We start from the raw sequence: 25,457 nt of genomic DNA, 5'->3' as shown, positions 1-25,457 counted from the left end.
TTTTATCCCTTCTCACTGGTCCCATTGTTATTCCGAGCTACTCTTGCTTCATTACGCATTCTCTCGGCAAGTTGCTGCACTGTTTGGTCAACGGTTGCTGGCTGAAACATAATATTTGTACCATTCCCGGCCTCTTCGGCTCCGGGATTTTTTTCTTTTTCAACTTCTATTTCCAGATCTGGCTTAGATGAATTTGATGATTCAGTTGGTTTGTCCCAAGCAGAACTACGTCGAGTTGGTTTCGCTCTATTTTCCTCTTCTTGAATCGAGTTTGTTTCTCTCTCCGCTATTGCTACAATTGCTGCAGGTTCCGCCTTATCGGCATTTTTCTGCTCCCTTCTTTCTTTAGCGTCCTGTTTGATTTGAGTTAAAATATCATTTTTTTCCTGGACCGATACTGCATAATTTTCAATGGAATTGTCTTCAGTGTTATCCGATTCAACATCTTCATTTCTCTCCCCTTCGATAATTTCAACACTTTTTTGTGTTAATGGAGAGAATAGCCTTCTAGATAAAGGTAAAATAATACCAATTACCGGATCTTGACGGACGTTATTATGAACGCCACGAAATAAGCATTCTCCGTAATCTCCAGTCTCTGGGTTGTAACCCTTCAGATTTAATATTTCTTTTGGTAACACAGTATATCTTTTCTCTTCTTTCAATTGAGTTTTGAATCCTGTTGCTTCCATCTCATCTGTACCAGTACTCTGACCAATTTTATAGTCCTCACCGATCATATCTGCGTAATATTTAGCATCCTCTACATCTAAGCCAGCTAAGATGAATTTTTGAACTGCATTTTGCTTAACCATGGTTCCAAGTCTTTCACTTACATCGTCCAGCTGTACGTTACCCTGATGAATAACATTTACAAACACTTCAAATTCACGTGCCATTTCCATGAAAGTTGAAAATTCTTCATCCGCAAACATTTCTATTTCATCGACTGTCAATTGATGTGGCCTTACCTTCTCCTTCAAGCTGCGTCTAAAGGTACTCGCTCGCAGTAGATTAAGATATAATCGTCCGACTGTATAAGTAAGGGTCTGAAGGGTTCCATATGCACCATTTACCAATACAACTTCACCATTTTTCAATGCATCATCAATATTGAAGGTAGATGGTCCACAGAAGATTTTCTGAATATGCCGATTTGAAGTCAATTCACTCAAATAATCATATAAATTTGAGTAAGTCTGCATCGCGTGCTCTTGCGATTTTTGAGATCCAGCCATGTTCCTTGTATACTCCATAAGAACCGGTACTAAGTGTTCCTTTCCTCTCAATTCATATAAAACTTCTGCACGATAATCATCATTGCTGGGTTGAACCAATCGGTCCAGTTCGTTATATGTTACATCATTACCGTAGGCAAGTTTCAGAGCTTTAATTCCAACTCGCAATAGGTTTGTTGCACGTGATTTAAAGTATTGAACAGCGTCAGGTCCCAGGTATCCATGAAAGGCCGATACATTTGCTTCTATCATAGGCTCTATATCTTCATTCTCGGGAACGTATAACGGATTTAAACAATCTGTGAATTTATATTCTGGATCAAGCCTATGGAAAGGCCTACCTGTCCTCTCCAAGAAATTTGATAAACGATTGATAAGGGACCCCTTCGGTTCAATGATGGTTGAACCTATATATTCATTCAACAAATCCTGTGAAATCAGATTTGTTGCTAAGAGGGTTTTCCCTGCACCGGTTCCGCCGATAATCTGAGCATGCTGCGCTCGGTCGGTTCTGTTTAATACTACGAGTTCACTTTGCCTTTCTTTAGTAGGAACTGTTTGAAGAAGTTCAAGCTTACATTCCTCTGAATAATATCTTAGATGTGATAAGCATCCTTTTTCGTTCAAATCGAACAAATCTATACTAGATAAATTTGAAGTGGTCGATTTATTTTGATTCGTTCCTGCACCAGTGTTAATATCAGATTCCTGGCTTTCCACTTCTTCAACCATCTTATTAAGTTTATTCCAAACAGTATTCTTAATACTCAAATGAAGGGTGTAATATAAAGTAATTGCGACAGCTCCTAAAAGCATTACGAAAGCTAGTGGAATACCGTATTTCACTGGAATAAATCGCATTAGGATTTGTCCCAAAGCTAGTATACTAAAAGCATTTAAGAATGTTTGAATGATTGGCTTTGAGTATGTGTTTTTGAAAAGTGCTGGACATGAATAAATCATATGTCCGAGAAAGCACGGTATCAATAATGGAATCGCCCTGTATAACACTGGCTCTCTTAATCCAAGTATAATATCCTGATACCGGCCAACTAGCCACAAAAAGAGAAGTATCAAAGAACATAAAACACAAAATGCCTGCAGATTCCATATCGTATTCTTGTTTGCAGGATCCATAGAAAACCTTCGAATTGCAATGAATACATTCTTAAAGATAAACGCTACCATGTGCCCTATTGCTGACAAAATTCCACCTAATACCATGCCTGCATACTTCAAATGTGGACCACTCCATATTCGTATGTTAATTAATATATATACTAGTATATTACAATGGAGGGGATAATTGCTATGAAAAATAAAACCTCTGACGACAATGCATGCACTGTCAATCAGAGGTTTATCGATTTTCGAGTTATCGGTTTAAAAAGGACCAGAATCCTTTCTTCTTCTTCTCTTTTCCTGCTGTAGATAACCAAAAACGTATGTCATAGCTTAAATCTTGATTATTATTTGCTAATTTTTGAAGTTGATCTCGGATCACATCTCTTTCTGAATCATCTTTAGCTGTTTCAAAAGCCTCATAGTAGTTCAAGACCGTTTCTTTTATGGTCCGAACCTGAAGCTCCCTCTCCACTTGCTTAAAATGTGTTATGCGATCCTGAGCAGCATGTAAATACATATTTATAGTAAATGCATGGGTTGGATATTTCTCTGCTAATTTCGCAAACTCACTTTGAAGGGGTTCTTTTTCTGAAATCGATAGGTCAGGAGAAATGATTTTATCATAGAGTTCGGCTATTTTAATGTTTAACTCATTTATATCCTGGTTTGATTCCATAAGTCGTTCCGTGGCTTTTGTTAGTCTTTTTTCAATTTCTTCAAAGAACTCACCACTTTCAACCATACCTTGAAACTGTTCAAACTGTTCCATTTTTCTCATCAATTTAATAAGAATTTCATTATCTTGGTCTTGAGCTTTATTAGTTTTTGATATGCTGTTTTGACCATATATAAGCTCTTTGAGCTGCGGTAAAGTGTATTCTGACGCTTCCCCGGTCAAACCATGAATCATTTTCATTTTAAAAACAGAAATATAATTATGCTTATATATTTTTGCATTACCTTCTCCGTACTCTTCTGGATTTATGTATTGCAATAAAGCTCGTCTCTTGTTCTTCACGACATGTGGTTCCGTTTCAAGAATCTCAGCTACTTGATTCGATATATATAAAGCATCTTTGTCCATTGATAGAATCCGATCTGTAAAAAGGCGATCCAACCAGCCCCGTTTTTTATATATCTCGTACAAAATTGAATTACCGTCAAAAGCATTAATTAAAATCTCTCTCATTTCATCTCGTCTGGCTTCTTCTAACTCTTCTTTCGTCATAATGTCATCCATTTGAAGCACCCTCTCTACAAGAAATTCCGAAAATCCTCTATAAGGTTATTTTACTAGAGTCTAGAATGAATAAAAAGAGTTAATTCATAGTAATTCAGTTTATTTTTTATTCGGTTATATACATCTCACATCTGTATATAACCGAATATATTCGAATTTAAACGAATAATACATATCTTGAATAACAATGAATAAATTGTTTTTATTCAGACTGTTCATCCTTATGTCTAGAATGTTATCTAGAATGAATACAAAGGGGTTAATTCATAGCAATTCAGTTTGTTTTTTATCCATCTAAATACATGGTGCATCCGTGTACAACCGTTTATATTCGATTTAATACGGGTAACAATTTAACTGAATAATGCTGAATCAATGCGATTTACACAGCAATGTCATTCTACCTTTATTAAGAAGACATGCGTATGCAATTATAATGTTATTCGAATAAAATTTCAATGATTCGTACAAGTTCGCATATAACCGGATAAAACCGGATTAATCCGGTGCTGAATAATGCTGAATAAACATAATTTATTCATCGAATATAGAGCTTTACTCCGCTACCGATTTAATATTCCTCATATTTGCATTAATTTATCGCCTGCGTTCTATCAGACCTTCCAAAAAGCTCTAAGGAGGGGAGGGAGTAGTTGTTTGTGTACTCAGCGATGGGGTAAGAAATTTGGCCAACCATCCAATTTATGAATTCCAAAACGGTAATGAATGGATCGCTTGCAAAGGTACTATGAAACCAAGGAGTCAATAACCTATTACATAACGCAGCGCCACAGTGGCAAAAGTTCCGTTCCGCTTAATTACTCCACAACTAGTGATTCATGTGCAATCTACTAAAATACTGCACTTAAATCGATCTACTGCTATGCACGCAGCACGTTACGTTAGAGATAAAGAGATACTCTTACTGTTCGTCCTGTTCTGAGTGGCTGTTAACAAAATAATCAAGGGAAGAGCAGTTACTCATACAAGTTAGATAACTAAGGCGTATGGCATAAGGACCTCTATATAACTTTACATTTCTTTATTCCCAGCTTGATATAAAGGGGATTTGCTGTTTTTGCACCGCGTTTACCAAGTGAAAACAGCACAAGCAAAAAGCTGATAGATAGCTGTATATCTGCATCTAATGGCTACCCACCTAATGTGTGCGTGATCAGGCAGAACCAACTAGAAAGAAATAGGAATACGAATCTTTGTTTTTAGGCGCCGAACACTTCTCAAAGGCATCGCAAAAAAACCGCTGGATGGCTGTTGACGTGTACCTTCCATGGCAGTTAAGGAGTATGTGAACCCCGACCTGCTCATAATAATAAAGGTAGAAATACGGAGATGGTTTTGTTCATCTGTGTTAGCAACTCCACGCAATAAACGTCACTCAAACCATGTATAACCGGATAAAGCCGAATTAATTCACTTTTGATTAAGTCTGAATAACTGATTTATTCAGATCATGTGACAGCATTTGTTCTCTGCGTACTAAGAACCATCTGATCCGTCCAGAAGAAAGTACGATGGACAAATCATGATTCTTACACAAGATTTCCAGTATGAGAGATCTGCTACATTCTTGTAGCTACATCGAGTGATTGCTTTTCTGCACACTTCACATTCCAAGAGTTAAATGGTTTAACTGCCTAACTATTGATTTCCTCCAATCCTGAAAGTCACTGTTTGTTCCTTGAGTTTGACAAAAAAATGATGGAAGGAACTGTTACTCATGCACGTAAAACGAGCATGGCGTACGTCAGAAGCGTTGGATGCTGCCAATTTGTAAATAAATAGCCATCTGTTATGCAATGATTCGGCAGAACCGTCAAGAAAGATATAGGAGTTTGGAAATGCTGTTTATCGTGTTACTTGCCTCACGACGGCAACATACACAAATAGCTCGCAGAATAGCTGTTGATTCAAAAGTTAAAGGAAAAAGGAGTTGCTGTTTTGCGCTTCGCTCGCCTTGAGCGGCTTACACACTCAAAAAGCATGCTGCATCTGCAATGAGATTTTATGATGCAAATGACATGATAGGATCCATCTGTATACTATTAAAATACTAATTAGATAGTATTTTAATAGTATTTTTATAATATTTAAATAGTTTTAAGATGTCATTATAATTATATTGGGATTCGTTTAAGGTGTAAGTACTTGTCATCTAAGTAATCACTGGGAGTGTGTCATACAGTTCGTTCCGAAAACAAGAAGGAAAGATTTTCTTCTTATTCAAGTAGGGGGGAGGATCAGTTGTGTAAAGCCTACAATCCATTCAACCTGTATGAATCCGAATAGGTGGTGTATATGGGTTTCTATGAATAGATATCTAAAAGATTACCATTTAGTATGAATTAATTCCCACAAGAAAGAAAAACACTTCTTACATTGTCGTAACCGGCGGTCTCTAATAGCATTGGAGAAGAACACCATATAATAAACAACACACGAGAAACCTTAAAGAATTAATAAGGACAAAAAAACGAGCATCAGAATAGCTTCTAATGCTCGTCTCTAGTATTTATCTATAAGAATTCAAAACATCATCATCAAATTTTTTACCGGCTTTTCTCGGTACTTTTGGTTCAATTTTAGGTTCTGAATAATTTGGGGCATTTACCATTTCAGTATTATTTTCCGAACTATCTGTAGTATCTTCTGTATCATTATTTGAAATTTTTATTATATCATTTTTGATTATATCGCTATCTTGAAAGCTATTGTTGATCGAATTGCTTCTTATTTCCACCTCTGCAGCAACTTGAGCAGCTTTATTATGCATTGGAAAGTTATGATGCTCCGTATAATTTGCTTGTGAAAATCCAGATCCGAAATGTATTTGTTCTTTCATCGCATGAATATTACGTTTACTCGGGATGAAGTGTTGAAGATTGCGCAAACCATTCTCAGCAATCTCTTTTTCAATCAAATACCTTATCGAATCACTATATATTCCTTGCATATTGAGCCATTGGAATATAAGGGGATCTTCATCTTTTTTCATTTTTAATACGTAGGGTTTACCGGGTACCGCATCGGTCGGTTTCAAGATTTTTCACCCCCAGGTCTCGTACATTGTTTGGCTTTTATTCACTAGCAGCTGCAACACGTTTTGCAGTTTCCTTATATACTTCCTTTAATTTGGAGTAAAGAGGGCTCCGTACAAACCAATCTAATCCTTCTGCATTTAAGGTTACAGCATATTTAGCAGGAACATAGAAGAGTTGAATTCGGTTATTATCCGCAAGTGTTTTGAGTCTAGGTAGAATGCTTTCTCTCATAAGAATGCTCCCCCCACCATAGACGACAATAATATCTATCTCATTTGCTCCAATTTTCAGTACTTGATCGCTAATATGTTGCATTATTTGATTTACTTGATTGTCCAAATGCGGTTGAAATGCCTGTTTAGCTTCCTGATAGAATTTATGTTTGCGAGCAGAGAATCCACTTATCAAAATATCGCTATACTGTTGCCGTGAAATGGAGTTAAAGGCATGAGGCGCCAACACTAGCAAATCATCTACAGCTTCTACAATAGCGTGGCCAACACCATGATTCACACCATGGCAAAAGTCCTTATCCACTGAATCTCCTCGGGTAAACGGGAAATCGGAAGTCCCATCACCGAGATCTGCATGAAGAAGGTTCTTGCCATCCAGGTAGTTTCCATCGATATCACCAAGTTTGTACTCCGCAGCGAATTCTTCAAATAGACCAGTATTAGTAACGTTTATTTTACCTTTTTCTTTGGTCTTAGTAGTTAATTCGGGTTCGTAACTGTCTGTTCTCCAGTTACTTTCACGATCCATCTGCAATGCAAAGACAGGAGGCGTACCCTCTTGCAAGACTTGTACGTAATCAAATTCAATCTTTACATCCACTTTCTTTGTCAATCCTAGATGCACGGTCACGTTATGACTACCGCTCATGAATTTACTTTGTAGTGTTTCAACATTTCTCGGGGTGTGCTGTTTAACAGGCAACGCAATTGCTTGGTCGCTTCTTACTGTAATGGAATCAGGTAAGGTGCCTGTCTCATAAGCTTTTTCAACAGCTCGAGCTGCAATTGTTCCGAGTGTGTTTATGTATGGTATCAATTGATCCGATTTTGCGTTGTTTCCTTTTACGTAAAGGCTCGTAACATTTTCCCCCACTGTCTTCAACGCATGACGCCCAATAAGGTATGTACCCGTTGGGATAGCTGAAGAAATAATCGAAACAACTAAGCTATCATAAATGTTTTTAAGGTTCTTTGGAACATCCGTTTCGTCGTCCGTCCATGGGATAGAAACAGCACCCGCATATACGTTAGGCTGTCTAATCAACTTTCCGTCAATATATATAGCTTGTTCGCTATTCCCGATATCGTTACCTACAACAAATTCAAGTTTCATTGTCGTTCCTCCCAATATATTCTATCAATCTACTAAGATTGTATCCTCTTTTATAACACTAGTCAAATTAAATGATAACAGCATTCACACAGTATTATAATACAATAATAATAACATTCGAATCATTTTGTAGTGAATATATTCATTCGAATAAAGCTGAGTATAGTCGTCTTTATTCAGTTAGAGCCGTTGACTTAATTGAGTTTATCCATACTTGTACGTGGTCAAACGGTTATAAACAGAAACTGATGATTGCTCTTACACTAGTTTTTGTATTACTATTTGGCTATTGGACGGTCCGCAGCAACCAGATCCTACAGTAATAAGAAATAAGGCTTGAAAGGGAGGTGGGAAGGGAGAGGCAAATTGGGGGCTCTAAAATCTGTATATCATACTTTTAGAAGGTTACTATCTGTTTGTACATCGTTCTCTTACCGTGTTTAACATTGTGCATTTTAATGTTTGTATATCGCGTTATTTATCATATTGCACATTCGTTTTTACATTGAACAGAGATTGTCCGCCAAATATGTGCGAACATCGCGAAAGTCCTGGCAATTATTAATTGCTGAATTCGCGACTAACACCGGAAACGGTTTGCTGCAAATCAACCCAGGCCCACTCATGGGTCAAGAAAGGAGTTGTGTCCAGTGAAGGAACAGGAAGGGGTCGCAAAGGGCGCCAATACGGTTCCGGAAGAAAGCGGGAAACGAAAAATACGATCTTCAGGTGATTATTCTCTTGGCGATGTTATTGCTGGCTTAGGGAGTAGAGATTGGCGAATTCTTATTGATCTGTATTTATGTCGTCTAATGCCACAGTCTGTTGCGGTGGATATGTTCTTTTTAGACAGCCCTGATCAGCATTATCCCGATTATGATTCAGTGGATTCGGATAGGAAATCTATCCTAGATGATAAAAACAGGCAACGTGCTCTAATTAAAGCACGTCGAAATTTTCAGGAGATGAGGAATGGGGGACTCATAGAATCCACAAATATGATCCCGGATGAAACTGACAAGCCGGTTCATAAGCGTGGGCGTATCAGAGGAGAAACATGGTATTATCTGACGGCAAGAGGCCTACGAATTGTTGAAATCAAGATTGGTGTTCTGGAGGAATCCAAACTTTCAAAGCTTGAACTCGATATGGAGAGGGCTAAAAAAGAACACTTTTGGGAGCTTGGGAAAGTTTATTTGGATCTTAGGTATAACTGGATGGTGAAGTTCCCAGAGTTTAATCAATTTCAGGATTGGGATTGGCATCCTGCCTTTTCCGTATACTCCGATAATGAAACCATGTCGGTTCGACCCGATGCAGTTCTTAGGATAGGAGATCAAGTTTTCTACATAGAGTTAGATCGATCTACGGAGCCTGTGCAACGATCACCATTCTATACCGATCAGGTATCAATCGAGAAGAAGCTTGAAAGATATAGAGACGTTCTCAAATTATCATCGAATAAGATCCAAAAAAGTGGTTTCATCGCCTTCATACTTCCTGACGCTGTTTATAAGACGCGGCTGGAGAATATCAAGAAAGCAGCTTCTCTTGTATTCCCAAATGATGAGCAACGTGTTCTTGTCGGGAAGAACATTGGAGATATCATCATGTCAGTCCAATAAGCTGACAATAGTTATCTAAAATAAGCAGGTGAATTTTCAGAGGTCCAGAATGACCAGATATTAATCAACAGAATTTCCCAATACTAGTATACTAATTAATATATTGATGTGATATTATGATAGCTAATTAGAAAAAGGGTGGTGTGCTCTTGGGAAGAAAACAGAAAGTTATATTTCTTTGTATCTCTGCGGTGTTCTTAATGGCCACATTGTTCCTGATATTCCGACCTTCGGAACACTTTGAACCTTTTCCTTCGCCGCATGAAGCCCCAAATTACGCAAATTGGCTCTAAATCTGCATTTATCGAATTACCTAGAAGAGCATGTTTGGCATTCATTAATACTTGTATATTAGTAAATTAACTAATTTACTAATATACAAGTATCATGATTTAAAGGAGGTGAACGCTTGAGCAAAAACAAAAAAATCATCTTTGCAAGTGTCGGTGTGTTGGTCGCCTTGATTGCAGCTGTATTACTTATCCGCACTCCAACGGAGAAAGAAATTGCGCCAGAACCAACGAAGGAGGCTGTCCAAGAGGAGATACCGGAGATTCCACCACCAAAAGATTTGGACAAGACACATGAGAAGATCGTAGCTATCGTGGATGACATTTCAGGGGAAGTTGCGAATCAGGCACCATCTATATGGCAGAAGATCGTTAGCTTTTGGAATTGGTTCGAGGTATTTCCAGCCAAATACGCTATCATCCTCCTCGTGGCTGCTGTAATAATCATTGGCATTTTTACCGGGGGCAGAAATAAACGAAGTCAACAAGGCAGGTGATGATAGTTGGGGTTTATCAAAAAAAAAAATAAGAGTGCAGAAGTTGATTTACAAGATACGGTTCAGATAGACAAAGCGGAGGATCCAAAAAAGAAATCCGATAAATCTATCAAACCGCGGTCCCCTAAATCGATGGCTGGAAAAAAAGTGCTTCGAACAGTTATCTGGATCGTTGCAGGTTTAATTTTTCTCAAAGGAGCCATCGCTTGGTCACAAGGAACACGAATCATTAACGAGACTAATATTTATGGCAGTAATGAAACAATCGTCTCCGATTCAGTGAAAGGATTCGCTACAGACTTCGCGACGGAATACTTTACTTGGGATGCAGATTTTACGGCTGATCGAAATAAACGTATTTCAAAATTTATCCGGATCATTGAAGCTGATATGGGTCTCAAGTCGTTTGATGTGAAAAGTTCCAGTAAGGTTTCGTCAGCCGAAGTCTACGGATCAGTTGTACTTGATGATACGCATATCGATGTAACCGTGGTCGTATGGCGAACGGTAACTATGCTACCTAATCAAATCGAAGCAGCGAAGGGGACTGCGGAAAAACCAGTACCAATAACAAAAAAAGCCTATATGGTCGTACCTATCACATTGGCGGCCGAAGGTCCCGTAATTGAGTCTTATCCCCGCTTCGTTTCGGAACAAACAAAAGGAAGTACCGTCGATCCGAATTCTCAAATGACTTTAGTAGGGGATAGCACACTGATTGAAAAAGGTGCCGAACTAGCTGATAGTTACCTTCGTTCCTGGTATGAGGGAAATGTAACCCAGCTCAAATATTTCTACGCCGACAATGTTAAACCTCCGGCATCACTAGTGAAGTCTGAATTCACCTACGATAGCCTCAAAAAAGTGTCGATCTTCTCAATCCCTTCATCGGATGGGACGAGCAGCACATATCGAATAAAAGCTGATGTCATAGTGAAAAGCGATTTAGGGGAACCGTTCAGTAATGCATGGTACTTAAACGTTGTGGAGAAGGACGGAAAACTATTCGTTTTATCTAATGGCATTAAACAACCGGAAGAAAAGGTGTCTACCGTTGATGCAAAATTGCCTACAGATGATGTGAATCCCGCTTCACCCGGCACAGACACCGGTGCAACAAGTGCTACACCAGTAACCGATTCGATTGAAACCAATCTTGTCGGAACTGATACACCATAAACTATTTTTGAGAGGGGTTTTTGTATCATGAAATTTAATCGTGAAATGAGTTTGAAAGTTTTACTGTTGTCCATCGCCTTGTTATCTGTGGTATCACCAATTTTTGCTGAAGGAGTCGGGGAAAAAGTCGGTGGCTCCCTAACAAGAAACATCAATGCACTGATTCCAGGTGTTTTGCTTTTGATCGGTATTTATTTCTTATGGGTACGCGACTGGATTAAGATGTTCGGCTTCGTAGCTATCGCACTCGTAGTTGCAATTTTCACGAACTGGGAATGGGTTAAGACACTCGCAGGTAAAATCTATACCTCTTTTATGGCATAAACAATGAGCGATAAACCTGAAGCTCCCCGTGTCACTGTTTCTAATTATACAAAGATTTGGAATCTGGATTGGGTGATCTACGCGCTGGAAGGAAAGAAGCTGCCAGTACCTGCGAATTTACGCATCATTGGCATTTTCGTGGCATGCGAGATTATTTTCCTTATCCTTGGAAAAACGCTTCTTTTCTTTCTTCCGAGTTCCTATACCATGATTTTCATGCCCGGTTTGGCCACTTGGCTGATAGCGAAACAAAAGTTGGATGGAAAAGCCCCTCATCTGTGGCTTCTCGGCATGGTATTTTTTTGGATGAGAAACAAACGTCTCCACAGATACAGAAAAATTGAGCACACCAAACGATATGGCTACGGAAGCAAAGTGGTCTATCGCATACGGAGAGAGCGTGTATAACACGCTCTCTTTTCCAAAGGAGGTTCTTATTCTTGGCGCTACCGAAAAAGAAAATTAGCAAAGTAAATATTGAGTTCTCGATCGCTTACTTCGAAAACAATCTGATATTCAATCACGACAAGACCGTATCTGCCATTTATGAAATTGAACCATATGTTTATGACCATCTTAGCGACCAACAGCAGATTGATCGATTAATTACGCAAACTTCTTTTTTGGCATTAATGACCGACAGTTTCCATATCCTTTGGCTGCCACGTTCGCATGACATTAACGAGCACCATGAACGGCTGAAGCAACGTCTCCATGGACCCATGAAGAAGTGGGGCAAGAAAGTTATCGATACCCTGAACGAGTATTTAAACGAGAATTATACGTCGCAGAGCGGGACAAACAATTCCGATTATAGGGCGTATATTGCTGTATACCTTCCCAAGAATGATGCAAAGGATTTAGTAGAGCAAGTTGAAAATGTTGCTACTGAACTGAAAAAACTAATCCTTCACCCTAAACGATTTATCGAGAATATATCCGGACTCAACGAACCAGAAATCTTTGAACATGAATTTAAGTCCTATCAGATCAAGGAACAGCAAATATTTGAACGACTCAGCCGAAAAATGAAAATTAAACGGGGTACTCATGAAACGATTGAATGGCTGATTAAACGTAATTTCTGGTGGGGGATTGCTGATCCAGCACTTCGCTCAAGTGATGATGATGGATGGAATCCAAAGAAAACCAAAGGAGAGCGTAGTGGACTGAGCACATTTCTTTACGACTCCCGTCAGGTACTTACGCTTACTGAAGGCGATATCGACGCTTCAAGCCCACGAAGAATTAAAATTACTCAACCGTACGATGGGGTAGAGAAGCAAGTCTATCATGCTTACCTGACGTTATCTGAGCTTCCCGAGTCCATGGATATGCCTGGAAGTGAATGGCTTTATAGTGCAGCGACCTTACCGTTTCCCGTCCAAATGAGTGTCAAGGTAGAAGTTCTTGAGGCACGTGATGCTCTAAAGAAACTAAGTAAAAAGAAAATGGACATCGACAACCAAGTCAAAAACATCAATGAAGCTGGGGCGACAGTTCCGCTTGACCTACAGGAAAAGCAAGATCGTGCGCTTTATCTTGAGGATGAATATAAAAAGCGTAAGAACCCGACATTCCTTACCCACGTCACGTTTGGAATATATAACACCGACCTGAACATGCTTAAGAGCAATGTGAAGATCATTCAGGATCATTACCGCGATTTTGGAAACATTCACGTCGAGTTGCCGGCTGGTGACCAGTGGCTGCTCTTTAATGATTTTATACCGGGATCACCGCGGTATGTTTCTGATTACATTCAGCGCATCCCGCCAGAAACTCTGGCATCAGGAATGATCGGCGCCACCCAGGAGCTCGGTGACGGTGTTGGTTTATATATTGGAACCACTGGTTCATTGCAACGACCGGTCTATGTTGATCTTCGTCATGCAAGCCAGATCAACCGATCACCATCAATCAGTGAACACGGTACATTGGGGGGCGGTAAATCCGTTCTACTGAATCTTTTCAGTTATCATAATGCGGTTCAAGGTGGTAAAACGCTTCTTTTTGATCCAAAAATGGAGCGCTCGCATTGGCCCGACGCATTGCCAGAACTCGAGGGACAGATTCAAGTCGCTACTCTTTCATCTGACCCCGAAGACGAAGGGAAATTGGATCCGTTTCTGATGCTTTCTAACATAGAAGACTCGAAGGAAGCAGCAATGGATATTCTGTCCTACCTAGCATCGGTAAAGACTAACTCTATTGAATATTCATACATATCACAATCTGTGATAGAGGTTTCAAGTCATCCAAAACCATACTTATCCAAGTGTATAGACGTTTTGGCCGAGATGGGGAAGACCCGCCAACCTGCTGCTGTAGTCGCGGAAGTGCTCAACAGCTTTAAGAATCTCTCATTTGCAAAGTTGCTCTTTGGTAATGGTGAGCAGAAGACGATCAACATGGAATATGCCATGAATATTCTTCAAATCCAGAATTTGAAGATGCCAGCCGTAGAAAAGTTGCCAGATAACTATTCACTGGCTGAGAAAATGTCGATCGCTACTATGTATTCTATTGGTCGATTTATGGACCGTTTTATCTACTACGACCGCGGTATTTTCACACTTGCATCGATGGATGAATCATGGGCAATTCTACGGACGCAAATCGGTAAAGAAATGGCAGATCGCGTTATTCGTACTGGCCGATCGCTTAATGGCGGGCTCCTGGCAGCATCGCAGAATGCAACTGACTTCTCAGGTGACTTAGCCGGCAACATCGGCATGAAATTCGCTTTCCGAGACGCGGATACGAAAAAGGTAAAGGACACCCTATCTTATTTCGGTCTCGAACATACACAGGAAAACATGGATATGGTCAAAAATCTCGAAAATGGTCAGTGTTTGATGCAGGATATCTATGGCCGTGTTGGTGTACTTACTGTCGATGTTGTATTCCAACATCTCTTTGATTGCTTCGACACTCGACCGCCAGAAGCTAACGATAGCGCTGCTGAAACTGAGGAAGAGGAATCTGAATTCGCTATACTGCAGCGATTTGCCAGATATACCGAGGAAGTAGCTGCTACGTCAGAGGAGGATGATGATCGTGATCTGGAAGATGAGGAGGATTAAACTTCCGTCCAGACAAGCCACCATCATCTTTAGTATACTGTTTGCATTTCTCATTTTCGCATTCCCGCTTCCAACGATCCATGCGAGCTCACTAGATAATATGATTCCGAGTTGTCCAAAAGGCGATCCATCCTGTAAGAACCAGCAATCAGCACTTTATAACAAATATGGGGTATCAAAATATGCATTTCAGACCTTAACCGACAAACGTTCGTTTTGGAATGTAGGTGCTAAGGCAGCAGACAGTATTAACTCCATATATGATCACTCATTGAGCATGATTTTTCTGCTAGGCGTACAAATTACTCGCTTCTTCAATTTTATTGTGCGAGAAGCCTTCACCTTTGGGTTTATGAACACGCTAATTGATGGAATTGCTGAAATGATTGGTAACATAACTGGCGTTACAAGCGGATCTATGGGGAAAGGTCTTTGGAACAGTATGTTCGGCATTTTTGCATCCGTAACCCTACTCTATATGCTCTGGCAAGCTGTTAGACTTCGATTTTTGGAAACGGCTCAAACAGCAATTTCATTTATACTGGCACTCGTCGTCGCATTAACATTCTTCTCACAGGCCGGTACGATCCTTAAATTCATCAATGGCGCCGCTTCGGAGCTTGGAGATACGATGTATTCTGCACTTGCCGTACCTGGAGGCCTCAGTGGGACAACTACTGACGGCATAACTGCTATTTCCGATCAAATATGGATGGAACTTGTGATGAAGCCTTACACCATGCTTCAGTATGACGATGGGACTGCCTATGATAAAACCCCGGAGATCGTAGAATCGGTCCTTAAAACAGATCCCTACTCCGAAGAAAGGAATAAAGCATTAGAGATTGCAAAAAAAACCTATCCGGCTGTAGGAAAAATACGATCTGATGAACAAATGGTCATCCTTCTATGTAACGCTGTTTTCGGTCTAATTATCTTAGGTTTTTTAAGTTTTTGGTCACTTGCAACGATTTTTGTTCGTCTAAAACTATTACTACACGCGGCTTTCATGGCGATCACACTACTCGCGTCACTTCTTCCAGGACGTGAGGCAAGTTTATCAGTTGTCCGCACCCAATTTGTCAAATTGATCGGACTAGCACTCACAACCACGATTACATTTTTCTTCTTGGATTTCTCAATCGTGATGGGCCATATGGCGTTCAATATCGTCTATAACTCCGGAGCGGGTTGGTTTGTCGCAATGCTTATCGATGCTATTATGATTTTCGTTGTGTTTAAGTATCGGAACGATATTGGGTCTGTTTTTTCAAAAGCAGCAGGTGTTATACCCATGCCACAAAAGGCCAAATCGACTATGTTGGATGCCATACAGCGGAATGTTACACGCACCATCTATAACAAGGCAGGCGCGTCAGTCAACAGCGTTTTCAACCGGAAGGAGCCGGAAGGCGTGCCTAGCAAGTTCAATCCAAACTCCATCCATAAGGCTGGCGACAACATTAATGATGCAACCACAGCAAGCATGCAGCTTCGCTTCCAAAGAGAGAAAAACGCTGCTGAAGAACATGCGACTGATACTGGTCAGCCAATTCAGTACACTCCTTATGTCCAGCGGGTAAACGAAAATCTTCGAAATGGAACAAAAAACCCATTTCGTGGCATGGACAAAGAGTGGAAAGAAGAGAAAACACGGCTTAAAGACATTAAGGAAAATGGCGGCGATGTAAAACAGGCCATTCTATCACAGGGCGTTAATGAAGGAATGAACGACCAACAGGTAGCGGCCACCATGTACACCAATGAGAATGCGATACGTGAAGCATCTTTCTTCATGACTGATCGACCGAAGAAAGCTGTTGAGCAAATGAAACGAGCAGGTACATTGAACAAGAACCGGAGACTCGAAACCACGATCGACGATTTTTGCATGATCGAGTTGTTCGAACGATATAAAGTTGAGTACAAACAGGCGATAGACAAATCAAATGTAACAGGGGAGCCAGTGAATCACTCTGATTTTGTGAAAAAGATGGACACCCGCTTCAAAAGTACAGGATTGAATACAACTCAGAAGGTCAACAAATACATGCTTTCGCGTAATGGCCGTATTGCTTCTGCCCCAGCATTCCAAAGCATGCCGGAATTTAAGCAGAAGAGGGATGATCTACTACTTGCAAACGAGGCTTTTATGAAAGCTACTGCACCGCAAGAAGGTATTCAAATGCCTTCTGCTGCGGTTAAACCGGGAGCTCCGCTTAGTAAGGAAGGCGTTGCTAGATTAATGCCGTCTTTACCGAATGTAAGGTCACCACGGGAATTCCCACTCTCCATTCCTGGAGGTGTGGCAACAGTAATTAAGCAGGATATTCCGATTTCCGTTCTTGCTAATGGGAAGGTTCAAGCCTCCGTTGATATGTCGAGAGTCAAACTTCCGGATAATCTCAAAAAGAGTATGAACGATGCTAAAGTTGGTCTTTCCCGAACCGTGGCTGCGCTCGAACCAGGAGAACGTTTTGAAATCGATACCGTGGCAAAAACAGCTGTCCTTATCAATATGAAAGATTCTGTTTCTACCAAAGTCTCTTCCGATCTCAGCAACGTAAGGAAGGAACTTGATGTGATGCGCCGTGCGAGTGGAACGAGACTAACTGAAGCATCGGTTAACACCAAACACAAGGAAATTGAACTGAAAGTTACCAAAAACGCTCAAACAGCTCGTAAACCAAAAGCGAGGAAGCGTGTAGACAACAACAATAACAGTTAGGAGGGATTATCCATGGCCTTGTTCGAACAGGCCACGGAAATGGCGAAGGATTACCTGAAACAGCAGCTGAAAAATAAGATCAGAAAAGAAGTAGTCAACCAGGTCTCCAATCATTTTGCCTCCTTCTGGTATGTGTATGCGATTATTCTCGCCATTTTCATTTTTTTCTACGTCATTGCCGCGGTGATCTCCAGTACGCAAACGATCGCCGCGACAGCCTTTTTGTCAGAGAAATTTCTTCCGCCTCAAATTTACGTGCCTAATCTTGAAAAGACCATGACTGATGACTTTGGTGAAAGGGTCCATCCTGTTACAGGCGTACAGAGCTTTCATAGTGGTATTGATCTTGGCATTCGAGTCGGTACGCCGGTTTCTAGTTCCACAGACGGCATAGTAAAGACAGTCTATTACCCATTAACGACCGATTCAGAGATAAAGAGGAGTACAGGCATTTTTGTAGCTGTACAGACGAATGATGCAGATTTAGAAGGTATCGTGACCAAATACCTCCATCTAAGCGATGCATATGTCATACCCGGTCAAGAAGTAAAGAAAGGTCAGATCATCGGTCTTTCAGGCAAAACCGGACGTTCAACAGGGCCTCATTTACATTATGAAATGATTCCTGAAGGAACTGAAGCTATCGATCCTACGCCGTTCATCACTTTAATGTCACAAATCGTAGACGTCGCTGCCGATTCCGCTTTTGATACAATGGAGGACATTGATTGGTCTAACGTGACCGGATTCGATTACGAGACAGCCAGCCAGCTCTATATTAGTAATATGTATTTGGAGAGCGCTGCACCTACTTTCAGTGAACAGGGTATCATCTATACACGGATGTTGAACGGCGGCGGGCTTGTGGACTCGGGAAGCGGGGCAGGCGGGGGGTCAACAAGCGGACCTGGTCCGGTTATTACCGTACCTACTAGGTTCGGTACACTCAATAACCCCTTTTTCCTAAAATGGGCGGAACATGCGATGGTCTCAGAAAATAGAACCGGAATTAAAGCCAGTGTGACGCTCGCTCAGATGGCACTAGAGTCTAGCTGGGGGAGAGTAGATATTTGTAACAATGTATTCGGAATTAAGGCTGACCGTCGATGGACTGGGCCGTCCTGCAGCGCTAACACTAGCGAGCAAAGTGGGGGTACCGCCTATCCAATAAAAGCAAAATTTCGCGCCTATTCTAGTTATTTGGAATCCTTTGATGATCATGCAAACTTTCTTATCGTAAACCCACGTTACCTTACCGCCCGCTCCATGAATAATCCTTTCGAATGGGCAAATGAGCTACAGAGAGCCGGCTATGCAACAGACTGGCAATATGCAAACAAGTTGAAAAGCCTCATGATGAAACATAACCTAACCAGTCTGGATAGGGATCGGGGAATAAATCCAAAAACGGGTGAGCGGTGGACGGATGTTCCTTATAACACTGGCGCTTTCCCCGGACCATTACCCGTTGTTGCACCAGTCAATAAACCTCCAGCAGCCGAAAATAATACGGAAAAAGTAGTCATTATGTTCGGCATTCAGCAGGTTTACGGTGATTACGGACGTCAAGTAATCCGCAGTAATGGGGATATAACCTACTCGAATATGATAGACCCATATACGGGTAAACCTATCATTAATTTGGAAAATTATAATAACATGCTCCACTTATATGGAGGAGAAACTGAAGCTCCGAATATTTTTATCAAGGACGTACCAGATGCGATTTCGATTACGCTTGAATCGGATTCATCCGAAGACCTTCGCGTGGCACAAGTACAATATATAAAGGGGCAATACTGATGAGGGTACCAATGATGGACAAGCTCTTTCTTGAATCCTATCTAATGATGAACATGGAAATCACATTTGCTGGCGTAAGAGCCTGGTTCGACATGGCCGGCATGGTTATGGACGATGTACCACTGTTCCGGGCACTTCTTCTTCCTGAGAAGATGGTAATAGAAGATCAAGCGGAATTTACACGTCTGATCATATATCGGTACGAAGACGTCTTCTATCAGGTTAATCGGACGTGCTTTTCTACAGATGGAGATGCAGATCCGCTACGGGACGAATACGATCCAATTCACCAGCTGCTTATTCGTTTGATGAACACCCTCTCTCTTTCCGGAGAACAAAACGCCATGATTGATCTTGGTCTTGAGCTAAATCTAGATCGGAAGCGGGAGACTCCTCTCTATCCGTCGCTACACAGTTTTTTTTGAAACAGCATAGGCTCAACCTAATTGACCGTCTCACTTAAGGCGGTCTTTTCTTTATCCGATACTAAGAATCAGATAGTCTAAGCAATCACCCGGTCAATATATGTGACCAATCCCAAAGGCAGCCAATCCACTTTATTTTCTTTAATCTGATCATGCATCGCACTGACATTGTTGTCTTAGGAAAATAAAGTATTAGACTGAAAAGTTAAGTGTTAGACTCGAAAAATAAAGTAGTTGTAGACGAGAAAAATAAGATATAGACTCGGGATCTGCATATTTACACTCTCGTAATGATGGCCATACCATTGCGGCCAATCTTCCAGCCGTTTTCCCGAAAATTGATGTTCATCGAGAAGTGTGGTGAATCCAGAATTGGACGAGTGAACGATCACCACAAGAATCTACAGATCAGCCGCGGTTTCGACTGTGTTGGCCATATCGAATAGCGGAACCTCGCAACCAGTCGCCTTTCACCGAAGAACCTACGAATGCGCGAATGCGCTGCTCCCACTTCCATAGCGGAATGGAGTGGTTTGGTTTTGATTCGAGAGATGAACTGCGAAGTTAGAAGGAGCGGTACTGTTACGGGTCGCCAGCCACGGAGTAGGAAGGGACACGGAATTTGAGAATGTCTGGCTGGCAATCGTTACGGTTATTGGCCGTGGTTACTGAAGCGTGTAGCGAGTGTAAGTGCTTTGGATGAAGCTGTTCAATGCATCTTGCGAGCAATAATGCCTGTCTCGGTTATATGAAAAGCAGACGAAACATCTCGTCCGAGTGATCTATAGTGACTTCGACTGGAAGATCGTTGAAGAGGCGAAGGACATCTACCTTATCAAGTAACGTAGCAATCTAGAACGGTTATTTCCTGCTCGTTCATCGAACCACTCCCGCACTTCTTATAGCATAGTCAGGGAAACCTTCTGACTTGCAATGCTGGTGGTTCAGGAACGACAACTTTCCCTAATTGCGACAACGCATCCCTAATCCCAATGAAGACGGTATTGGACTGTGAAAATATAGTTATAGACTAGGAAATAAAGATTTAGAATACCAGCATAAAGCTCACGGGCAGTTAATCGAATAAGACAAAAGAACCCCCCTTAAACAGGAGGGCCTGTAGAGATTCGTAATTATTACCAGATAATTCTCTTTCGATAACAGTGTTTTTTTCGTAGGCTTTTTTTACAAGTACGGAGCTTTTTCTTTTTTAAATTTTTGGGTTTTACGATTATTTGTCCAGCTGGTCCAGTCGGCCCTGGCGGCCCTGGTGGTCCAGGTGCCCCTTGTGGTCCCGGCGTTCCTGGTAGACCTGGATCGCCTTGTGGTCCTTGTTTTCCCTGAGGTCCCGGAGGCCCAGATGGTCCAGGTTCTCCTTGTGGCCCTTGTGGACCCGAAGGCCCTTGTGGACCCGGAAGCCCTTGTGGACCCGGAAGCCCTTGTGGACCCGGAGGCCCTTGTGGACCCGGAGGCCCTTGTGGACCCGGAGGCCCTTGTGGACCCGGAGGCCCTTGCGGTCCTGGTGGTCCGGGAACGATAACTTCCCCTATTTTTGCGACAAACGCTTCCGCAACACCGTTAAAGGTGGTATCAAAAGCTCCGGGGGTGGTGGGGAATTCGATGGAACTGGTGAGTCCTGTCACATAGGCGTTACCGGATGCATCTACCACGATGCCAAGACCTTCATCCTGCCCACTTCCCCCGAGATAAGAGGAAAATAGTAAGTTTGAGCCTGTTAAACTAATACGAGTCACAAACGCATCCACAACTCCGTTGAAGGTTGTATCGAAAGCTCCGGGAGTGGTGGGAAAATCCGTGGATTGGGTTGATCCTATCACATAGGCGTTACCGAAAGGATCTACCGCGATGCCAAAACCTGTATCAGATGAGCTTCCCCCAAGATAGGTGGAGTAGACAAGTGCCGAACCGGTTGGATTCAGTTTCGTCACGAATGCATCCTGACCGCCGCCTAAGGTGGTATCGAATGATCCGAGGGTGGTTGGAAAATTGATGGAAAGTGTGCGTCCTGTCACATAGGCGTTATCGGATGCATCCACCGCGATAGAAAAACCTATATCCTGCCCACTTCCCCCGAGATAGGTGGAGTAGACGAGCGCCGTCCCCGTCGGATTCAGTTTCGTCACGAATGCATCCTGAACACCGTTGAAGGTGGTATCGAAAGATCCGAGGGTAGTTGGAAAATTGTTAGAATTGGTGAGTCCTGTTACGTAGGCGTTACCGGATGCATCTATCGTGATGCCTAAACCTAAATCATCCGTGCTTCCCCCGAGATAGGTGGAATAGACGAGCGCCGTCCCCGTCGGATTCAGTTTCGTCACGAATGCATCCTGAACACCGTTGAAGGTGGTATCGAATGCTCCAAGGGTGGTGGGAAAATTGATGGAACTGGTGAAGCCTGTCACATAGGCGTTACCGGATACGTCTACCGCGATGCCTTGACCTTCATCACTCCCACTTCCCCCGAGATAGGTGGAGTAGACAAGTGCCGTCCCGGTCGGATTCAGTTTCGTCACAAACGCATCCTGAACGCCGCTCAAGGTGGTATCGAATGCTCCGATGGTGGTTGGAAAATCGCTGGATTGGGTGAAACCTGTCACATAGGCATTACCGGATGCATCCACCGCGATAACTTGACCTAGATCTTGCCCACTTCCCCCGAGATAGGTGGAGTAGACAAGCGCCGTCCCAGTCGGATTCAGCTTTGTCACGAATGCATCGCTACTACCATTGATGGTGGTATCGAATGCTCCGGGGGTGGTTGGAAAATCGGCGGAAAAGGTGAATCCTGTCACATAGGCGTTACCGGATGCATCAACTGCGATTCCGAGACCTTGATCTGTAATACTTCCCCCGAGATAGGTGGAGTAGAGGAGAATCGGATCAATGACCAGAGGAAATCCGGGATCGAACTCCTCCATCATCTCAAATCCGATGGTCCTACTTCCATCCGTTTCCGATCGGATCTCAAAGCGGCAGCCTACCGGCTTTCGCAGGTGACCCACGTCTTGATACGCGAACGGTTTGAGGTCCGTAAAGGTTCCGAAGGGAGTTTCGAACAACAAGTTCCCTTCATCATCCAGACGGATGTCATCTGCACCCTCACAAACGATCCGGATATCCTCCACACGGCTACCTGGCTGCAGCACTACATCATATTTTAGATTCCCTTGCTCTCCTTGAAATACGACATCAATGCCAGGCCATACCTGCCGGTATGCAACTTCCCGGTACTGCGGAAGATTCGTGTAATGCTGTTGCGGATCGCTGCCGCGCAAATAGTTGATCTTACCGGCTTCCGATACGTCTCCTTCCACTGTCATTCCGGAAAGGGCATTTACAAATCGCCAGGTCAGGTTTACACCTCTCATTCGCCGTTCGCTTTCTTGCTCTGTATGTTCCGGCGAAAACCAATCGATCCCGGTTTTGTCAACCGATGAAGGGAGAGAATCAATTTCATAAAAGGTCATTCTTACTTGATCTGGAGTAAAGGCGCATCGAAAGCCTTTCCCATGAGCATAGAACGAAATCCGGTGATCCTTTTGCCCGGCATTGGGAACGAACGCAAGAGGAAGCCTCCCGTATGCTTCAAATATGCTCAGTTTTGTTTCTTCAATGGGTTGCAATGTCATCCTCCTTTCGAGCGCTTAGTTGAGCGTCTACATATGGTTATGTTAGGCCTGAACGTCTTGCCTGTGCATCTATCCTTGTGACATAACTTCTGGACTTACTAATCAAGAACGGGGTAAGGTATTGCTCTAGAAACACCTAAATATACATCATCATAGACAGGACACGGTAGTCAAATCATTGCATTAGCAATCTAAAACTTTATTCACCTTTGAACAATTGTTCCGATGTTAATGAAATTTCTCATCACTTGAATAACGAACGTTTGTTCGCATATAATAGAAACATAAATCTCTGAGGAGGATGTTTTAATGGTCACTGGATCGCGCAAGAAACTTGAAGGAAACGGAATGTGGGAGAGCAGCAGAATGATGCTGCCAGAGCATAAAGTGGCTTTGAATGTATGGGATCGCGAACGGCATAAACGGACGCGAATCCATCTTGATGAGCAAGAGTGGGAAGACGTTTCTCGAGCCGTTGCACAATCGATGCAGCAGCGCGAGCCGATTAAGCTTAAGATGTATCATGAATTTGAGGAACTCGAGATTATCGGTATCGTAGATAGAGTGAACCAGTTAAAGAGCCAGTTCATGGTCGATGGTGAATGGTTCCTAATCAAAAATATCGAAGGTGCCCAGCTTGAGAATTGATCGTAAAAAATTAATTGAGCATCTTGAAGAGAACGCTGAACAGCTGCGGTTGAAAATAGATGGTTATGACGAAGCGAAAAGCATCGACAGCGGAATGATTCTAATGTGGGTCGCTAAGAAAATCATGCTCACACATTTGCTGGACGACTTATATAATGGGAGATTCAACGAAGAATAAACTAACGAAATGACTATACCAAACCCGACCAACTAGGCCGGGCTTAGCTTATGATAGTGGAAAGAAAATAAAGACTTAGATTGACGTGCGTATTAAAGCAAACTGTTATTAATGGTCTGGCAACATTCAGTTATAATAATGATATACAAGACTTAAGGAATTTGATATCACCGGCGAAGGAGACTTGCTGATATGAAGAATAATATAATCGATTACTGTTTAAAGAAGAAAGGAGCGACTAAGGATTATCCCTTCGGACCCGCTCCATTGGTGATCAAAATTGCAGGTAAAATGTTCGCGCTTATTTTTGAGGACAAAGGGGATTATTTTCAATTAAACCTAAAATGTGACCCAGTGATTGCGGAAAACTTGAGAGAGCAACATGAGACCGTTCGACCAGGGTACCATATGAACAAAAAGAACTGGAATACAATTACGATCGATGGTTCCTTGCCAGAGTCGGATATCTTTGAAATGATTGACCACTCTTACGAATTGGTTCTCAAAAATCTTCCTAAGAGACTCCGAGAATCTATTTCTGAAATGAATTAATTGATCAATGACATAATACGGTGTTCAACCAGAATACATCGTGTAATCAACATCATTCAGTCTAATACATACTTTCTTTGATAATGAGGCTAACATGAGTTTAAAACAAACGAGAGGACATGCGGAAACTGGCTGCGGAGCTCGGCGGCAACTGCCGGCTGATGCATTGTCTTTATTCTGCCATCGTTTCTCCTAAAAAAATTTTACACCCAAACCATTATGTAGGCCCTGTCCTATCACAAAATATACAAGGGGACTATTTCCTGAATAAGGAAATTTATGAGCTAACGGGGAACTATCTATCGTATGAAGAAGGATGCTATAACGAATACGTAAAAAGAGGTCGACCATCTCGTTGGTCGGCCTCTAATTATTCTATTGCGCGGCAGGATTTGTGGACCTTCAGCGGTGATGGCGATCGTATGCTCGTATTGGGCGGCGAGCTTCCGGTCCAGCGTCCGGG

The 25,457-nt window shown here is 42.0% G+C and carries 17 protein-coding genes and 1 pseudogene; 12 read left to right on the top strand and 6 right to left on the bottom strand.

Going from position 1 to position 25,457, the window contains the following annotated elements; all coding sequences use genetic code 11:
* Positions 1 to 2: 2 nt before the first annotated feature.
* From HI950_RS32900 to HI950_RS32885, 4 genes are all read right to left on the bottom strand, one after another.
* Positions 3 to 2,477 (bottom strand): type IV secretory system conjugative DNA transfer family protein, encoded by a 2,475-nt coding sequence (locus HI950_RS32900; RefSeq protein ID WP_223285652.1) that lies wholly within the window; start codon positions 2,475 to 2,477, stop codon positions 3 to 5.
* Positions 2,478 to 2,613: 136 nt separating this feature from the next.
* Positions 2,614 to 3,603, bottom strand: a complete 990-nt coding sequence (locus tag HI950_RS32895; RefSeq protein ID WP_169091019.1) for a hypothetical protein — start codon at positions 3,601 to 3,603, stop codon at positions 2,614 to 2,616.
* Positions 3,604 to 6,133: 2,530 nt separating this feature from the next.
* Complete coding sequence (locus HI950_RS32890) at positions 6,134 to 6,661, bottom strand: hypothetical protein (protein WP_169091017.1); 528 nt, start codon at positions 6,659 to 6,661, stop codon at positions 6,134 to 6,136.
* A 37-nt stretch (positions 6,662 to 6,698) separates the two neighbouring features.
* Positions 6,699 to 8,009: a ParM/StbA family protein gene (locus HI950_RS32885; protein WP_169091015.1), complete on the bottom strand. Its 1,311-nt coding sequence runs from the start codon at positions 8,007 to 8,009 to the stop codon at positions 6,699 to 6,701.
* A 650-nt stretch (positions 8,010 to 8,659) separates the two neighbouring features.
* On the opposite strand from HI950_RS32885, the gene HI950_RS32880 reads away from it, so the two are divergent.
* From HI950_RS32880 to HI950_RS32840, 9 genes are all read left to right on the top strand, one after another.
* A complete protein-coding gene (locus HI950_RS32880) occupies positions 8,660 to 9,634 on the top strand; it encodes a replication-relaxation family protein (RefSeq protein WP_169091013.1) in 975 nt (324 codons plus the stop codon).
* Between the two features lie 409 nt (positions 9,635 to 10,043).
* Positions 10,044 to 10,421 (top strand): hypothetical protein, encoded by a 378-nt coding sequence (locus tag HI950_RS32875; protein ID WP_169091011.1) that lies wholly within the window; start codon positions 10,044 to 10,046, stop codon positions 10,419 to 10,421.
* Positions 10,422 to 10,427: 6 nt separating this feature from the next.
* A complete protein-coding gene (locus tag HI950_RS32870) occupies positions 10,428 to 11,600 on the top strand; it encodes a conjugal transfer protein (RefSeq protein ID WP_169091009.1) in 1,173 nt (390 codons plus the stop codon).
* Positions 11,601 to 11,627: 27 nt separating this feature from the next.
* Positions 11,628 to 11,924 carry a hypothetical protein gene (locus HI950_RS32865; RefSeq protein ID WP_169091007.1) on the top strand — a complete coding sequence of 99 codons (297 nt, stop codon included), beginning with the start codon at positions 11,628 to 11,630 and terminating at the stop codon, positions 11,922 to 11,924.
* A gap of 3 nt (positions 11,925 to 11,927) precedes the next feature.
* Positions 11,928 to 12,332 carry a TcpE family conjugal transfer membrane protein gene (locus HI950_RS32860; protein ID WP_169091005.1) on the top strand — a complete coding sequence of 135 codons (405 nt, stop codon included), beginning with the start codon at positions 11,928 to 11,930 and terminating at the stop codon, positions 12,330 to 12,332.
* Between the two features lie 32 nt (positions 12,333 to 12,364).
* A complete protein-coding gene (locus HI950_RS32855; protein ID WP_169091003.1) occupies positions 12,365 to 15,010 on the top strand; it encodes an ATP-binding protein in 2,646 nt (881 codons plus the stop codon).
* On the top strand, positions 14,985 to 17,738 hold the full coding sequence (locus HI950_RS32850) for a CD3337/EF1877 family mobilome membrane protein (RefSeq protein WP_317618497.1): 2,754 nt from the start codon (positions 14,985 to 14,987) through the stop codon (positions 17,736 to 17,738). Before HI950_RS32855 ends, HI950_RS32850 begins: the two co-directional genes overlap by 26 nt.
* Before the next feature lie 12 nt (positions 17,739 to 17,750).
* On the top strand, positions 17,751 to 19,541 hold the full coding sequence (locus tag HI950_RS32845; RefSeq protein WP_169091000.1) for a glucosaminidase domain-containing protein: 1,791 nt from the start codon (positions 17,751 to 17,753) through the stop codon (positions 19,539 to 19,541).
* 11 nt (positions 19,542 to 19,552) lie between these two features.
* A complete protein-coding gene (locus HI950_RS32840; protein ID WP_187768209.1) occupies positions 19,553 to 19,966 on the top strand; it encodes a hypothetical protein in 414 nt (137 codons plus the stop codon).
* A 1,136-nt stretch (positions 19,967 to 21,102) separates the two neighbouring features.
* On the opposite strand, the gene HI950_RS32835 is transcribed toward HI950_RS32840, so the two are convergent.
* The gene (locus HI950_RS32835; RefSeq protein ID WP_169090996.1) at positions 21,103 to 23,610 is read right to left on the bottom strand and encodes an SBBP repeat-containing protein; all 2,508 of its coding nucleotides are present in this window, start codon (positions 23,608 to 23,610) and stop codon (positions 21,103 to 21,105) included.
* Between the two features lie 315 nt (positions 23,611 to 23,925).
* On the opposite strand from HI950_RS32835, the gene HI950_RS32830 reads away from it, so the two are divergent.
* The 3 genes from HI950_RS32830 (at position 23,926) to HI950_RS32820 (ending at position 24,994) form a co-directional block, all read left to right on the top strand.
* Positions 23,926 to 24,264: a YolD-like family protein gene (locus tag HI950_RS32830; RefSeq protein ID WP_169090994.1), complete on the top strand. Its 339-nt coding sequence runs from the start codon at positions 23,926 to 23,928 to the stop codon at positions 24,262 to 24,264.
* The gene (locus HI950_RS32825) at positions 24,254 to 24,442 is read left to right on the top strand and encodes a hypothetical protein (protein WP_169090992.1); all 189 of its coding nucleotides are present in this window, start codon (positions 24,254 to 24,256) and stop codon (positions 24,440 to 24,442) included. Before HI950_RS32830 ends, HI950_RS32825 begins: the two co-directional genes overlap by 11 nt.
* 192 nt (positions 24,443 to 24,634) lie before the next feature.
* Positions 24,635 to 24,994 (top strand): MmcQ/YjbR family DNA-binding protein, encoded by a 360-nt coding sequence (locus HI950_RS32820; RefSeq protein WP_169090990.1) that lies wholly within the window; start codon positions 24,635 to 24,637, stop codon positions 24,992 to 24,994.
* Positions 24,995 to 25,380: 386 nt separating this feature from the next.
* On the opposite strand, the pseudogene HI950_RS36245 reads toward HI950_RS32820, so the two are convergent.
* Positions 25,381 to 25,457 (bottom strand): annotated as a pseudogene (locus tag HI950_RS36245) (type I methionyl aminopeptidase); the annotation flags it as partial.

Source organism: Paenibacillus sp. PL91, from assembly GCF_012935325.2.
Classification (GTDB): Bacteria; Bacillota; Bacilli; order Paenibacillales; family Paenibacillaceae; genus Pristimantibacillus.
This window is presented reverse-complemented; position numbering and strand designations above follow the sequence as displayed.

Coding starts and splice junctions, on each gene's coding strand:
- HI950_RS32885 (WP_169091015.1), bottom strand. CDS start 8,009: ATGAAACTTGAATTTGTTGTAGGTAACGATATCGGGAATAGCGAACAA.
- HI950_RS32830 (WP_169090994.1), top strand. CDS start 23,926: ATGGTCACTGGATCGCGCAAGAAACTTGAAGGAAACGGAATGTGGGAG.
- HI950_RS32845 (WP_169091000.1), top strand. CDS start 17,751: ATGGCCTTGTTCGAACAGGCCACGGAAATGGCGAAGGATTACCTGAAA.
- HI950_RS32895 (WP_169091019.1), bottom strand. CDS start 3,603: ATGGATGACATTATGACGAAAGAAGAGTTAGAAGAAGCCAGACGAGAT.
- HI950_RS32820 (WP_169090990.1), top strand. CDS start 24,635: ATGAAGAATAATATAATCGATTACTGTTTAAAGAAGAAAGGAGCGACT.
- HI950_RS32840 (WP_187768209.1), top strand. CDS start 19,553: ATGATGGACAAGCTCTTTCTTGAATCCTATCTAATGATGAACATGGAA.
- HI950_RS32865 (WP_169091007.1), top strand. CDS start 11,628: ATGAAATTTAATCGTGAAATGAGTTTGAAAGTTTTACTGTTGTCCATC.
- HI950_RS32860 (WP_169091005.1), top strand. CDS start 11,928: ATGAGCGATAAACCTGAAGCTCCCCGTGTCACTGTTTCTAATTATACA.